Source organism: Paenibacillus aceris (assembly GCF_017874035.1).
Lineage (GTDB): Bacteria > Bacillota > Bacilli > Paenibacillales > NBRC-103111 > Paenibacillus_E > Paenibacillus_E aceris.
On record NZ_JAGGKV010000010.1, the window covers coordinates 217305 to 232719 of the forward strand.

At 47.4% G+C, this 15415-nt stretch carries 13 protein-coding genes and 1 other RNA gene; all 14 read right to left on the minus strand.

The annotated features are described in order from the left end of the window. Positions 1 to 71 precede the first annotated feature (71 nt). The 14 genes from J2Z65_RS19675 to J2Z65_RS19735 all read right to left on the minus strand — a co-directional run bounded on the left by J2Z65_RS19675 (position 72) and on the right by J2Z65_RS19735 (position 15354). The gene (locus tag J2Z65_RS19675; protein ID WP_167053086.1) at positions 72 to 1223 is read right to left on the minus strand and encodes a Ger(x)C family spore germination protein; all 1152 of its coding nucleotides are present in this window, start codon (positions 1221 to 1223) and stop codon (positions 72 to 74) included. Next, positions 1220 to 2704 carry a spore germination protein gene (locus J2Z65_RS19680; protein ID WP_167053088.1) on the minus strand — a complete coding sequence of 495 codons (1485 nt, stop codon included), beginning with the start codon at positions 2702 to 2704 and terminating at the stop codon, positions 1220 to 1222. Before J2Z65_RS19680 ends, J2Z65_RS19675 begins: the two co-directional genes overlap by 4 nt. Before the next feature lie 5 nt (positions 2705 to 2709). Further along, entirely contained in the window at positions 2710 to 3795 is a 1086-nt protein-coding gene (locus tag J2Z65_RS19685; RefSeq protein WP_167053090.1) for a GerAB/ArcD/ProY family transporter, read from the minus strand. A 121-nt stretch (positions 3796 to 3916) separates the two neighbouring features. Beyond that, complete coding sequence (locus J2Z65_RS35715) at positions 3917 to 4051, minus strand: hypothetical protein (RefSeq protein WP_275690995.1); 135 nt, start codon at positions 4049 to 4051, stop codon at positions 3917 to 3919. Positions 4052 to 4418: 367 nt separating this feature from the next. Next, positions 4419 to 4783, minus strand: a transfer-messenger RNA (tmRNA) gene (gene ssrA, locus J2Z65_RS19690). A 175-nt stretch (positions 4784 to 4958) separates the two neighbouring features. Further along, entirely contained in the window at positions 4959 to 5441 is a 483-nt protein-coding gene (gene smpB, locus J2Z65_RS19695) for an SsrA-binding protein SmpB (protein WP_167053092.1), read from the minus strand. A 100-nt stretch (positions 5442 to 5541) separates the two neighbouring features. Continuing rightward, the gene (rnr, locus tag J2Z65_RS19700; RefSeq protein WP_167053094.1) at positions 5542 to 8457 is read right to left on the minus strand and encodes a ribonuclease R; all 2916 of its coding nucleotides are present in this window, start codon (positions 8455 to 8457) and stop codon (positions 5542 to 5544) included. A 40-nt stretch (positions 8458 to 8497) separates the two neighbouring features. Continuing rightward, on the minus strand, positions 8498 to 9295 hold the full coding sequence (locus tag J2Z65_RS19705) for an alpha/beta hydrolase (RefSeq protein WP_167053096.1): 798 nt from the start codon (positions 9293 to 9295) through the stop codon (positions 8498 to 8500). Between the two features lie 75 nt (positions 9296 to 9370). Beyond that, on the minus strand, positions 9371 to 9607 hold the full coding sequence (secG, locus tag J2Z65_RS19710; protein ID WP_145668116.1) for a preprotein translocase subunit SecG: 237 nt from the start codon (positions 9605 to 9607) through the stop codon (positions 9371 to 9373). Between the two features lie 108 nt (positions 9608 to 9715). Continuing rightward, on the minus strand, positions 9716 to 10432 hold the full coding sequence (locus J2Z65_RS19715) for a M50 family metallopeptidase (RefSeq protein ID WP_167053098.1): 717 nt from the start codon (positions 10430 to 10432) through the stop codon (positions 9716 to 9718). A 91-nt stretch (positions 10433 to 10523) separates the two neighbouring features. Then, positions 10524 to 11816 carry a phosphopyruvate hydratase gene (gene eno / locus J2Z65_RS19720; protein WP_167053100.1) on the minus strand — a complete coding sequence of 431 codons (1293 nt, stop codon included), beginning with the start codon at positions 11814 to 11816 and terminating at the stop codon, positions 10524 to 10526. A gap of 36 nt (positions 11817 to 11852) precedes the next feature. Beyond that, positions 11853 to 13391: a 2,3-bisphosphoglycerate-independent phosphoglycerate mutase gene (gene gpmI, locus J2Z65_RS19725; RefSeq protein ID WP_167053102.1), complete on the minus strand. Its 1539-nt coding sequence runs from the start codon at positions 13389 to 13391 to the stop codon at positions 11853 to 11855. Position 13392: 1 nt separating this feature from the next. Continuing rightward, the gene (gene tpiA / locus J2Z65_RS19730) at positions 13393 to 14145 is read right to left on the minus strand and encodes a triose-phosphate isomerase (protein ID WP_167053104.1); all 753 of its coding nucleotides are present in this window, start codon (positions 14143 to 14145) and stop codon (positions 13393 to 13395) included. Positions 14146 to 14172: 27 nt separating this feature from the next. Then, positions 14173 to 15354, minus strand: coding sequence for a phosphoglycerate kinase (locus J2Z65_RS19735; protein ID WP_167053106.1), 1182 nt, complete (start codon positions 15352 to 15354; stop codon positions 14173 to 14175). Between the last annotated feature and the right edge of the window lie 61 nt (positions 15355 to 15415).

Below are 15415 nucleotides of genomic sequence, written 5' to 3' on the forward strand. Positions count from 1 at the left end.
AATTTGTGCAGGGGTCTTCTCCTGAACCTACAGAAAAAAACCTCTTCTGTATCAACAGAAAAGGTTTAACGTTAATTTGATCTTGCTTTATACTTGCCTGTGTGTTGCAATTTAACCTTGACCTCTACTTTATCGAGGGAAGTGGCATCCAAATTGAAGTCGTTGTCCTGGTTAAGTTCATGCCATTTTTTGGGGTAATTCCTGTAAAGCCGCTCGCCCAATTGCAGCACGTCTATTTTTTTGCTAAGCCCTATCTCATAGGTTTTTCTGAGCTGATCCTCAATCACTTGCTCCGCGAGTTTCTGCATGTCTTGTGTAGAAAGATCCTCAACCATTTCATCTACATAGGCGTCCATTTTTAATTTAATCGTATAGTACACCTTACCATTTCGAATAGTAGGCAGAATCTTCGATTTTGGCTCAATCATAACAATTGCCGCGACAGGCTTCTTTGTATCCGGAATGTTAATCGGGGAGCGCGACAGTTTTTCTTGAAGCCATCGAAATCCTTCTAACTCTTTTTCGGACATCCATCCTAGGGACTGGCTTCCTTTTAAATAAAATGCCCCATCGATTCTAAACATCGATTTGGGCTGTTTATCTTCGGTCCATTCTCCCTTGTCAAGAGCGATCGAAGGAAGCATGGCCGATTGCCCTGGTTCATTTATCTCTGAAATAATCTTGAAACCGTAATGCGGCGTAATATACGAGCGCTGAGAATAGATTTGTGACGGATTGTCCAGTAAGGAATCTGTCGGGGATAGATTCAGAATCGACTTCTGCTGAAATATATCGCTTAACAACTCTTTTGTTCCATACAACAGAACGTTATAACGGATTTCCCGATAGCGGTTTACCATATCGTAAGCCTCTTTAACTCTTTTACCGTTCTTTAAAAACCTGTCCGTGCACACAATTGATTTCACATGCCCCCAATACACTCTCAGTTGGGAAGTCGCATAAATCGCATTAAACGTTTCAGTAACCGTTGCCCCTTCTCCTCTTCCAATCCATACGGGGATATTTTTCCCTAGCTGTGTTGACTCGGTTTTAGACACATTGGCAAAATTGAGTACCTGTACATAGGTGATATATTTTCCATCTTCGTAATCCATTCCGATCGCTGTTACATAGGCCATGGTTTGAATATCTTTGGAATTCCAACAACCCGTTTGTAGAAATAGAAACGTAAGGACCATAAGAAAGAGACAGAGTTTCTTCATTCGATATCTTTCCCTTTATGGTCTGAATCAATTGTGTGCAGCTCTTGCGGACGAAATCGCATTTTACCCCATGGGAACCTTAGAAAGCTCTTAAATATGTCTTTGTAATTGGGTGGTGACAACGGGGCTAAGAAGGGAATCCCGAATGATTTGATTCTAGACATGTGAATCACCAACAAAATTAAGCCCAAAATGAGTCCGTACATCCCAATGACTGCTGATGCTAGAAAAATAATCAACCTGATCACACTTACGACTGTGCCCAGGGTCTGATTAACAAGCGTAGCTCCCATGATTGCAGTAATCGCCCCAACCACCACCACCGAAGGTGAGACCAAACCTGCGCGTATGGAGGCATCACCAATGACTAACCCACCGATGACCGTTAGTGTTTGTCCAATGGAACTGGGCAATCGAACTCCGGCCTCTCGAAAAACCTCCAGGAGAAACAGCAGAGTAAACATTTCCATTTGTGCTGATAGAGGTAAACCGCTTCTTGCTACCGATATTGTCGCCATGAGCCGAAATGGAATTTGATCTTGGTGAAATGCAGTAAGGGCCACCCAGAAACCAGGCAAGAGAATCGAAATCCAGAAACTTAAAAAACGGATCAAGCGAGCAAAAGTCACGTATTGAAAACTGAAATGAATATCCTCCGGGGATTTCATTATCAATGAAAAGGTCCCTGGTGCAATTAAGATCAAAGGGTTGCCGTCCACAATAATAATAAATCGTCCGGCCAACAAGCAGTTGACTGCATAATCGGGCCTCCCCGTGAAGTCCGTTATAGGAAATAGCGCAAATTTCTTATCGGTAAGTGCTTCTTCCACCTGACTGATACTATAAATGCCATCGACATCGACTTTATTTAAGCGAGAACGAGCTTCCTCTAAAATATTGGGAGCCAAAATGTCCTTAATATACATAAGTCCGATCTTCGTTCTCGTTCTTCTTCCGAGAATGAACGTTTCACAGCATAAGGAATTGCTTCGAATCCGTTTGCGAATCAGGGCAATATTCGTCGAAAACTCTTCCACAAATCCATCTTTCGGCCCTTTGATAGAAATCTCGACACTCGATTCATCAGGTGTGCGCTGAGGACGGTTGCAAATGTTAAGCTTATACATCGCATCCGATGCTAAGAGGACGAGAAGAAGATCCCCTTGAAAGACGCAATCTGTTATTTCTTGCTCAGTAGCTTCTCCCTCAAAGGAAATGAGCGGTAAAGAGCCAAGCACATATCCGTTTTGCAAATATTCAAAGCCATTTTCTTTATAAACGTTATTCAACTCCGGCAGAACACTTCTCCCTAGTTGAACGGCATCACATAAACCCTCTGCATAGATCATCATAATCGTGGATGACGGGTCATCCTCACCAAATAAGTAAGTCTGTATTTGCACGTCAGAACAGTTTGCGAATAATTGCCGAAGCATCTGCTCTTTCGTTACATCGCCAGATTGAGTATTGCTAACGCTCATGTTGCTCACTCCTTGGTGGGTTTGGCCATCCATGCAATGACGGCTAAAACAATTGTTATGACTAGAGTGAAAATCAGAGTTACAGGAAAATAAATTTTGTACATCCATAAATAGAACGAATTTTGGTGCGTTACAATCATTGAAAATATAATGATGCAAAGCGTTAAAAACAGAATGAACCAACGCCGCATTTCTGCCTTTTTATATGGGATTATTTCCGCTAATAAAAAAAGAGAGAGACTAATTCGTATAGTTGCTCCAGCCAACCATTGATACACAGACAAGAAATCGACATGTTCGATATACGAACCGATTTTGACAAGGCGCCATTGCTCATACGGTGATACCATCTGCTTGGCAGCTTCTTGAGGACCGAATTCCGTGATCGCTCCTACCAAAGGACCTAATGTAATATATACCAGAATCGCGCCGAGCAGCAGCATCTGCCAAACCCGCATTTTCGATTTAAGACGGTGCTGGAACAATAGCAGCAGCATGATCTCTACTAATGCTCCTCCCGTATAAACCATACCGTTCAAAGCTGGCTGCCAACCATGTTCAAGAAAAGGCTTGAGAAGCGCGTAATCTTTCTCCGGCATATTCGCAATGGAAACGAAGTATCCGAGGCAAACGACAGTAGGAAGCAGGATACCCGCTACTATCGCGATCGTGCGAATGCCATTATAGGCCGAGTAATAACAAACCGAAACTAACGCAATTATCAATATATATTGAGGCGTTGCTGGCAAATAGTTGGTGACGGTCCATATCTCCGTCTGGATAACCGTCATGCTACCGATCAAAAATAATTCGACACAAATCGGGGCTATAATGATCCAAGCAATAAAAGGGCTTGTTTGCTTCGACAACCATGCCCGCAGCTCCTGTTGACCTGATTTTCTCATAATATAAACAAGAAGAGCGCACCAAGGTAGGTAGAGAATAGCCGTCATTAGAACAGATATCCAAGCATCTCTACCCGATGTATCCAAAACCAGCGGATTTACAATAACATGACTAGTCAAACCATTGAACAGCATCATGACCATAATGATGGAAACAATACCGATTTTCCCTTGTGTTCCTTCCATATCGTTTTCCTCACTTACAGCCATGAATAGCCAGTTATTACGAAGAACATTTTGTAATTTTATCCTATTGGGGCATTTTTTATTCGCGGCCTTTCTGATCCACTAGGTTTACGGCCTACTTTCATAGTTTCCTCCGGCCTGATTCCGTTAACATATAAATCGGATCCCTAGGCTCGGCCAGATCAATCGCTTTAGATAAATACAGCCGGAATTGGCCGAGATTCCGATCAAGAAATTCCCGAATGACGGTAATCACCTGCCATTCCTCATAGTTTAGGTTACGTACTCAGCGTTGAATCATGGTGGCATGATGTAAGGCTTTTGAACCTATCACATTGATTGAATAGTGCATGCATATGCTTGCCTAAGCGGTGAAATTATGCCTGATTTTATAAAAGCACCCTCAATGGGTGCTTCTTCTTTCTGTATGGTGGTGAGGGGAGTATTGAAATGTCCATCTAACTTGCTCCGAAGCACACTCAACGATGACTACCCTAGCGGTACATTTCAATGCCGTGCTCCTTACGCTGATGCTTCAATCCGGGCGGGCGAACCTTAGGGGTTCTCCCCCCATACCTCCAAATACAAAACAAAAGACACCCTCTCGGGTGTCTTTTGTTTCTGTATGGAGGTGAGGGGAGTCGAACCCCTGTCCGAAAATATCGCCACACAGGCATCTACGGGTGTAGTCACAGTTTTGATGTCACCCGAGCAGCGCGCCGTAACCCGCTCTGCGTTGGGTCAGCCTGATTGTCTTCCTACGCTCGACCCCAGGCGGAGACCAAACGTCGTATCCCACTAAGGTTGGGCCCCTATCCTAGCACATGGGCGATGCGAGGGAGGAGCTAGCTCACAGGTTATTAAGCTGCGAAAGCTAAGTTGTTGTTTTGTTTGCCATTTAATAGGCTTTAGCGTTGTTAAAGCGGACGCGTCCCCACTACCCGCAACCCGCGCTCGAACTATCCCCGTCGAATCCAAGAACACCCCCGGATTGCCTTCATTTCCGCTGATAGAGCGGAGAAGGTAAAAGACGAGCTGTTGGAGCGAAATTGCTTCAAAAGCTTCAATCACTTGCTGTAAACCTAGTATAACACATGCTGTGTAAAAATGAACGCTCAGGTTTGTGGAAGCCAAGGTGCTGGTTTCCAATATCCCCAACGGTCCTATCTAGCAATCTTCTGTTTCTCGCGCAGCGCACGCTGAATGTCGCGTTGTGCATCCTTTTTCGCTGCCGATTCACGTTTGTCGTATTGCTTCTTCCCTTTACCGATCCCGACCAGAAGCTTAGCGTATCCATTCCGAATATACACCTTCAACGGAACAAGTGTATAACCTTCCTGCTTCGCCTGTCCCAGCATCTTAGCGATCTGTACCTTTTTCAGGAGCAGCTTCCGAGTCCGGGTTGGATCTTCCGGATTGCTTCGGTTACCTTGCTCAAAAGGACTAATGTGCATGTTGTGAACAAAAGCTTCCCCATTGCGAATGGTCGAAAAGCTATCGCCAATGTTTGCTTTACCCGCCCGTAGGGATTTGATCTCCGTGCCGGTTAGAACAAGACCGGCTTCATACGTTTCTTCTATAAAATAATCGTGCGAAGCTTTTTTATTCTGGGCAAGCACCTTGCCATCTGCCTTTTTCGTTGCCACGTGAGATCCTCCTCCCGCACACTGATGCCGCAGGTAAATAATGCTACAATGTGCATCCTATTGTAGCAAGATCAAGCCCGAAATGCAAGAAGCGGCGTTATCACCGCCGCTTCTTGCTACCATCGCCGTCACTCCGGCGACGGCCACCCTTGGCGAGCGCGTTCACGCCGCTCGCCCAATCACTGCCGCCGCTGCGCTCCACGGCAGGCGAACCACCGCCCGCTTGGGCTTCGCCCCCAAGCGCAATACCACCGCGCCCGCGCTTGCCTTCGCCGCGGGCAGCGCCGCTATCTGTCCGCCCTGCGCCGACAGATTCAAGCCTTGCGCTCAAGCTGCCGCCTTCGCTCAGCTTAGGACCGCGCGCCTTCCCGCGACCGCCGCCGGCCTTCCCGCGGTTCTCGCTCCACGGCGTGCTTCCGCCCTTACCTCGGCGCGATTTGCCTTGGCCTGCTCCTTCGCCGCGCCCTTGGCCTGCTCCTTCCGTACCGCCCGCACGGTCTCCACGAGGTCCTCTTCCTTCTTGACCTTCCGCTCGACGCCCTGCTCTTGTACGCCCAGTGCCTTCTGCTCCGCCTTGGCCACGTCCTTGACCTTGCCGCGCGTCAGTTCCGCTCACAAGGTTAGGCTGGCCAGCTCCTTCACCACGTCTGCGCCCGGCACGTACAGCACCTTCTGCCCCGCCTTCGCCACGACCTTGACCTGCCCTTGTTCCTTCTCCGCCGCCTTGAGACTTCGCAAAGCCGCCTTTCCCTTTGGTATAGCCACCCTTGCCTTTCTCCGGCTGGCCTTTGCCCCCGCGGAAGCCCTTGAATCCGGCTGCTCCTTTGAACGGCTTGCCGCCACCTCCACCGCCGCGGCTAAAACCGCCCTCTTTGCGAGGCTTCATGTCCAGCAATTCAAAATCAATCGTATGCTCCTCCATATTCACGCGAGCTACACGGACTTTAATTTCATCCCCAATCCGATAGATCTTGGATGTACGCTCCCCAACGAGAGCAAATTGTCTCTCATGGAAGTTGTAGTAATCGTCGGTCAGATCACTTAACCGGATCAATCCCTCTACCGTATTATCCAATTCCACGAACATCCCGAAGCCAGTCACACTAGAAATAATGCCTTCGAATTCCTCTCCGACTTTATCCAGCATGTACTGAGCTTTCTTCAGTGCCTCTGTTTCACGCTCTGCATCTACAGCCACACGCTCACGTTCCGAAGATTGCTGAGCAATATCGCTCATTCGCGATGCGAGGTATTCATGACGGGTATCGGATAAAGTCCCGCTTTCCAGAACCTCACGAATCACTCTGTGAATGATAAGATCGGGGTAACGGCGAATCGGAGAGGTAAAGTGCGAATAAAATTCTGCCGCCAAACCGAAATGCCCCAAGCTTTGTGCATCATAACGCGCCTGCTTCATCGAGCGGAGCATCACTTTACTAACGACCGTCTCCTCTGGCGTTCCCTTAATGTCTTCCAATAACGTCTGCAAAGCACGCGGATGTACGGAATTGCCTTTTCCTTTGACTGAATACCCGAAGTTCGTTACGAACTCCATGAAATTCATCAGCTTTTCGGCATCCGGATCCTCGTGGATACGGTATAAGAAAGGCACTTTCATCCACGAAAAATGCTCAGCCACTGTTTCATTCGCAGCCAGCATGAACTCTTCAATCATCATTTCTGCGACAGAACGCTCTCTCTTCACGATATCGATCGGTTTGCCGTCAGGATCCACAATAATTTTGGACTCTTCAAAGTCAAAATCAATTGCCCCACGCTTCATCCGTCTGGAACGCAGTCTAGCAGCCAGCTCTTCCATCCTTTTAAAATCTTCCATCAAATACGCGTATCGCTCCACAAGCTCTGGCTCTGCCTCACCCATCAGCAGCTTACGCACATTCGTATAGGTCATACGCTCGCTAGTCTTAATTACACTTGTGAAAATCTCGTGATTCACGACTTTTAGGTTCTCGTCGAACTCCATTTCACAAGACATCGTCAAACGGTCTACTTGCGGGTTAAGCGAACAAATTCCATTCGATAGCCGGTGCGGCAGCATCGGAATCACACGATCGGTTAAATAAACGGAGCAACCGCGGTTATATGCCTCAATATCCAGCGCTGTGCCTTCCCGTACATAATAACTTACATCGGCGATGTGGACGCCTAATTTATAATTACCGTTTTCCAAGAGCTCCACGTTAACGGCATCATCCAAATCCTTAGCGTCTTCACCGTCAATCGTAACAATCCGCTTGGAACGAAGATCACGGCGCCCCTGGCTGACAATCTCATCTTCCGTAATCGAATCCGGTGCGGCATCCGCTTCTTCCAGCACTCCCTCTTGGAAAGCTTCCGGCAGCTGAAATTTGCGTACTATTGCCAGAATATCAACGCCCGGATCATCCTTGTGCCCAAGAATCTCAATAACTTCCCCTTCAGCCGCAGAACGCCCCTCTGGGTAGTTAACAATCTTAACGACGACCTTCTGCCCTGTGACAGCTCCATTGAAGGCATGCTGAGGAATGAAAATATCCCGTGTCACACGCTTATCATCAGCAATAACGAACGCATACGTCTCCTGCCCTTGAAATACACCAACAATCTGTGTATTGGCACGCGAAATCACACGTACCACTTCGCCTTCCAGGCGTCCTCCGCCTTGGCTTCTGGACGTAATCTTCACGAATACGATGTCGCCGTTCATTGCCGTGTTCAAATCATGCGCATTAATGTAAACATCCGGATGCTCCCGGTCTTCGGGAATTAAGAAAGCGAAGCCCTTTGCGTGAGCTTGCAGCCTTCCTCTCACTAAGTTCATACGCTCCGGCACACCGTAACGGTCATTGGCGCCTCGGACAACGTGACCGCTTTCTTCTAATTGATTCAATAATTTAATAAAGTCCTTAAACTCGTTGGCACCTTCAATACGGAAATGCTTCTCAAGCTCTTTATAGGACATAGGCTTATAAGCCTCTTCTTGCATGAAATGGATAATATCTTGATCTTTAATCATATCTCTTCACCTTCTTGTTGTTGTTGAGCCTCGCTCGAATTCACCGTGCCTGTTCCTTTACTCCATAGTATGCCACTTGAAGGGAAAGGATAAACGCTGCAATATCGGCATAAACCAGCTCTCTCTCTTGATCTAGAAGCAAACCGTGCGAGGAATTCGCATAATAGCGAAGCTCTTTGATTTTGGAGCGTATGCGTTCATACAAAAACGCTGCGCTACCCTGATGGACGACGCCATCCTTGCTCCCTTGCCCGATCCATATCGGCGCTTCCACTTGAGGCAGCAAGCTTTTCACATGTTTTAACAGCTTTCGTAAACTCACGACGCAGCGAATCGGCGTTTTGGTATATGCACATGACTCATCTAATAGCGTGGAGAATGTTTTGGGCTTCTTATTTATGTATTTGATAAAATACTGCATAATGACCGCCAGCGCTGACTTTCTTGACGTCAGAAAAATCGGCGTAGCAAGCGAAATAACGCCAGCTACTTGACGCTCCACTGCCAGCTTCAGGGCTAGCAGTCCACCCATAGAATGCCCCATGACCACTACGCTTTTGCATGCTGCTGCAAGCTCATCGTAACTCTCCAGCACATGCCCATACCAATCCGTCCATCCGGTTCGTATCATGTCTTCGGGTGACGTTCCGTGTCCGGGAAGTCTCACCGCTTGGATGGTGTAACCTTCATCTCGCAATTCGTACCCAATCCGCCTAAACTCGGAGGGCGATCCCGTGAACCCATGGATCATTAATATGCCTATTTCCTGTTTAATACCACGACCTGTCCAGAAAAAAGGCTCAGTCGATTTGTAAATTCTGCTCTCGATGGGAAACATCTCCTACCTATACGCCCGTTTAAAATGAAAAAACAGCAGGAGTAGATTTCCCCTGCTGTTATCGTTTTATGTGTGTTAGGCCTTCACTACGTATGCTACGACAATGGAAAGAATGAAAAATGCAGCAGCAAGCCCCATCGTGAAACGGGACAAGAAAAGTTCCAAACCGCGTGCTTTTTGTTTACCAAATAAATGCTCTGCACCACCGGAGATGGCACCGGACAACCCTGCGCTCTTACCTTTTTGTAAAAGAACAATCGCAATTAATCCGACCGAAGCTATGATCAACAAAATTTTCATAAAGATTAACATGTTATTAGCACCCCAATTGCCTGTTCTTTGCTTATACAACTAGCATGAGTATTTTAACACAGTTTGTCCAAGATTACAATAAAAGAGCCAATCTGACGTGAAAACACTTTAATCACGATAGGATGATAGCGGTGATTGGCGGCTTGCGCTTCTTGGTCGTTTGCTTCGCCCCAGGAAAGCCTGCACCGCTTGCTTCGCGCACCATAATGCAAAAAGTGTAAATAGAATCGCCCATACCATGGCCGGAACACCGGTATGTAATGCCAGATTCGTAGCATCCCCAGCTTGGCGAGTATTTCTCGCTGCCGCCTGGATTAAATAAATGGGACCGAATACCGACTCTTCCAAACATAAGAAAGCGAGCAGCAAGTAATAAAAGTTGCGCAGCCATTTTAAAGGAATAGCCATTATGATGATCGTCAATGCAATAAAGCCGATTAAGAACATAATGCCGAATCCATTGCGAACAAATAAGAGCAGTGAAATAGCGGAGATCACGATCATAACTATGAATCCGATCTGCTGCTTTCCTTTCGCAAAGACTGAAAACAGGAACCACGCGAAAAGGGAGGCTGTCATATACCCTGCCAATGCCACAGGAATGATCGACCACGACCTGGCCCCAGATATCGCGGACAGCGTAACTCCGCTATGGTTGGCATACAGCTCGATCCGCTGCACTTGACCAGACAGCGCCAAGGTCACTACCGCATGCCCAAACTCATGGACCATCGTGTCCAGGTTGCGAAAAAAAGAAGAGGGGATCCAATGCGTGAGCAATGCGGAACCTATTAGAAATAAAATAGTCTTCACCCAATTGCTCATTACAATGACCCCCTCGGTCGCTTAGGCAGCAGGTGGTGACAAAGTCGCCGGCCCGCCACTGCTGTTATTTAATTATTTACTACGAACCAACTTATTTAAAGTTTCTCAAGTTGTAGAATGCTTTTTTACCAGCATATTGAGCTACGCTGAACAACTCGTCTTCGATGCGAAGAAGTTGGTTGTATTTCGCAACGCGGTCTGTACGGGAAGGAGCTCCTGTTTTGATTTGACCAGCGTTTGTAGCTACAGCGATGTCAGCGATTGTGCTGTCTTCGCTCTCACCGGAACGGTGGGAGATAACCGCTGTGTAACCAGCGCGTTTAGCCATTTCGATCGCATCAAAAGTCTCAGTAAGCGTACCGATTTGGTTAACTTTTACCAAGATGGAGTTACCGATGTTTTGCTCGATACCTGTGGAAAGACGCTCTGTGTTCGTAACGAACAAATCGTCACCAACGAGTTGAACTTTGCCGCCCAATTTCTCAGTAAGCAATTTCCAACCTTCCCAATCGTCTTCGGAGCAGCCGTCTTCAACTGTGATGATTGGATATTTTTCTACCCATGCTGCAAGGAAGTCAACCCACTCAGCAGATGTGAACGTTTTGCCTTCGCCTTCAAGCACGTATTTACCGTCTTTGAAGAACTCAGTGGAAGCAACGTCCATACCCAAGAATACGTCAACACCTGGTTTGTAACCAGCTTTTTCAATCGCTGTAAGGATTGTAGTGATCGCTTCTTCGTTGGATGTGAAGTTAGGTGCGAAACCGCCTTCGTCGCCAACAGCTGTGTTCAAGCCTTTATCTTTCAATACGGATTTCAAGCTATGGAAAATCTCTGCGCCGATGCGAAGAGCTTCTTTGAAAGTTGGAGCGCCAACAGGCAGAACCATGAATTCTTGAACGTCAACGTTGTTGTCGGCATGCGCCCCACCGTTGATGATGTTCATCATTGGAACTGGAAGTGTTTTAGCGTTGAATCCGCCAAGGTATGTGTACAAAGGAATATCCAAAGCGTCAGCAGCTGCGCGAGCAACAGCCATGGAAACAGCAAGGATCGCGTTAGCGCCTAATTTTGCTTTGTTCGGTGTACCGTCAAGCTCGATCATTTTCGTGTCGATGCCAACTTGGTCAAGAGCATCCAAACCAATGATTTCAGGAGCGATGATTTCGTTGACGTTGTCAACGGCTTTCAGAACGCCTTTACCCAGGTAACGACCTTTGTCTCCGTCACGAAGCTCAACAGCCTCGTATGCGCCTGTGGAAGCGCCTGATGGAACGATAGCGCGGCCGAAAGCGCCGGACTCTAAATATACTTCAACTTCAACCGTTGGGTTACCGCGGGAATCCAATACTTCGCGTGCATAAACATCAGAAATAATAGTCATTGTAGAAAACACTCCTTTTATAAAATAATTTAGTTGCTATCTCTTAAGGATCGTTGTCCCGGTCATTTGCTCCGGTTGTTTAACCTCTAAGAAGTCAAGCATTGTCGGGGCAATATCTGCCAAAATTCCGCCGTCTCTTAGTGTAACAGATTTGTCCGTAACAATAAAAGGGACCGGATTCGTTGTGTGAGCCGTATTGCGTGAACCGTCCGCATTCGTGACCACATCGGCATTCCCGTGATCGGCCGTGATGCAGACCACTCCGCCTTTGGCAAGAACCGCTTCAACCACTTTGCCTAAGCACTCATCAGTCGCTTCGATCGCCTTCACCGTTGGCTCCAGCAAGCCGGAGTGACCAACCATGTCAGGGTTTGCAAAGTTAAGAATAATCGCGTCATGACGCTCTGCTTCGATCTCTTTAACGACTGCATCGGCCAGCTCGTAGGCGCTCATCTCTGGCTTCAGGTCATAAGTTGCGACCTTAGGCGAAGGAATAAGCAGGCGTGTTTCACCCGGCAATTCCGCGTCGCGGCCGCCGCTGAAGAAGAACGTTACGTGCGGATATTTCTCAGTTTCCGCAGCGCGGAGCTGCTTCAGACCGTTCTGAGCCAGCACTTCGCCAAGCGTGTTGTCGAGATCCTTCGGTTTGTAAGCTACGAACCCGTCTACGGACTCACTGAACAGTGTCAGACATACGTAGTACAAGTTCTTAGCCACTTTAGGACCACGGTCAAAGCCACGGAAGTCTTCATTCGTGAACACTTGCGATAGCTGAATCGCACGGTCAGGACGGAAGTTGAAGAAGATTACAGCGTCGCCTGATTCAACAAGTCCTACCGGTTTGCCGTCATCGCCTACGATAACGGTTGGCATCACGAACTCATCGAAGATGGATTTTTCATAAGATTCGACAATAGCTTTCATTGGATCGGTGTACGTTGGACCGTCGCCATAAACCATGGCGCGGTAGGATTTCTCCGTGCGCTCCCAACGTTTATCGCGGTCCATCGCATAATAGCGTCCTTGAACGGTCGCAATTTTGCCTACGCCAACTTCGGAGATCTTCTTCAGAAGGCTTTCCATGTAGCTTTTCGCAGAATCCGGAGCCACATCGCGGCCGTCGAGGAAAGCATGGATGTACACTTCATGGAAGTCTTCTTTCTTAGCTAGATCCAGCAAAGCGAATAAATGCTGAATGTGGCTATGTACGCCTCCATCGGAAAGCAGCCCGTAAAGGTGCAGTTTCTTTCCGTTTTCTTTCGCATGGCGAACAGCGCCTAAGATCGTTTCATTGTCGTAAAATTCACCGTCACGAATCGATTTGGAAATCCGCGTCAGATCCTGATAAACGATACGGCCTGCGCCGATATTCAGGTGTCCTACTTCAGAATTCCCCATCTGGCCTTCAGGCAAACCTACGGCTTCGCCGCAAGCAGTTAAGGTTGTATGTGGATAACTTGACCAGTAACGGTCATAGTTTGGCTTTTTGGCATGAGCAACCGCATTCCCCTGCTCTTCCGAACGAAGTCCGAAGCCATCGAGAATGATGAGTGCTACCGGTTTCGGTCTGGACATATTACTTCGCCCCCTGGACGAGTTGGATGTAGGAAGCAGACTCTAAGCTTGCTCCACCGACAAGTGCACCATCAATATCAGGTTGTGCCATGTATTCAGCAATGTTGTTAGGCTTCACGCTGCCGCCGTATTGGATACGAACCGCATCTGCTACGGAAGTGCCGTAAAGACCGCTCACAAGCTCACGGATGTAGCCGATAACGTCTTGTGCGTCAGCCGCTGTAGAAGACTTGCCAGTACCGATAGCCCAGATCGGCTCATAAGCGATAACCACTTGTGCCGCTTGCTCTGCGCTAAGGCCGGCAAAAGCTGCTTCTGTTTGCACTTTGCAAACATCTTTCGTTTGACCTGCTTCGCGCTCTTCCAGCTTCTCGCCTACGCAAAGGATCGGTTTCAAGCCGTGTTTGAAAGCTGCAACGACTTTCTTATTCACGATTTCGTCTGTCTCCGCGAAGTAAGCTCTGCGCTCGGAGTGTCCGATAATGACATACTCCACGCCAAGATCTTTCAGCATTACGCCGGAGATTTCGCCTGTGAACGCGCCATTGTCTTCGAAATGCAGGTTTTGTGCGCCTACATGCACGTCTGTGCCTTTTACAGCTTCAACCAGTGCCGGCAGGTTTGTGAAAGGAGAACAAATTACGCTTTCTACACCTTCAACTGTGCTGCCTTTTACTTCGTTCACGAAGCTAACAGCTTCGGAAACAGTTTTGAACATTTTCCAGTTACCTGCGATAATCGGTTTTCTGCTCATTGGGATATGCTCTCCTTCGAAAATAAATTATTTATCGTTCAAGGCTACAACGCCCGGTAATGCTTTACCTTCCATGAACTCCAAGGAAGCTCCGCCGCCTGTGGACATGTGGTTCATTTGCTCAGCCAAGTGGAATTTCTCAGTTGCTGCAGCAGAATCGCCACCGCCGATTACCGTGTAACCTTCTGTTGTTGCACAAGCTTGCGCTACTGCACGTGTACCATGGGAGAAAGGCTCGATTTCAAATACGCCCATCGGTCCGTTCCAAACAACCAGCTTGGATTTTGCAATCACGTCTGCGTAAAGTTCACGTGTTTTTGGTCCGATGTCAATACCTTCCCAATCTGCAGGAATGCTGTCAATATCAACGATTTGCGTGTTCGCATCTGCGCTGAATTTATCCGTAACAACGATATCTACAGGAAGCAGGAAGTTAACACCTTTTTCTTTGGCTTTCTCAATAAAGCTAAGCGCTAAATCAAGCTTCGAATTGTCTAGAAGCGATTTACCGATTTCGTAGCCTTGTGCTTTCAAGAATGTATAGGAAAGACCGCCGCCAATCAAGACGTTGTCTGCAATGTTCAGGAGGTTTTCAATGACAGCGATTTTGTCTTTCACTTTGGATCCGCCGACGATAGCTGTGAAAGGACGTTCAGGGTTGTTTAGCGCTTTGCCTAGAACATCAAGCTCTTTCTCCATCAAAAGACCGGAAACAGCCGGGATGTAAGCTGCGATGCCTGAAGTCGAAGCATGTGCACGGTGAGCAGCACCGAAGGCATCATTCACGAACAGATCAGCTAGATCAGCGAAAGCTTTTGCCAATTCAGGATCATTCTTCTCTTCGCCTTCGTTGAAACGAACATTTTCTAGCAAGAGAACGTCGCCATTTTCAAGCGCATCCACTTGTGCTTTCACGATTTCACCAACGGATTGATCCGCTTTGATCACGTTTTGGCCAAGAAGCTCAGCCAATTTTGCAGCAACTGGTGTTAAACGGAGCTCTTCAACCACTTGTCCGTTTGGACGACCAAAATGGGCAGCAAGAATGACTTTAGCGCCTTGCTCTACCAAGAATTTAATCGTAGGGAGCGTTTCTCTGATTCGTGTATCGTCAGTGATTTGACCATTTTCTACAGGTACGTTGAAATCAACGCGGACGAATACTCTTTTACCAGCTACTTCAACATCGCGAACACTTTTCTTACTCATAAGTTAAAGCCTCCTGAACGTGTATGGTTTACTTCCGTACTTCCTGCTACCGATCAACTTT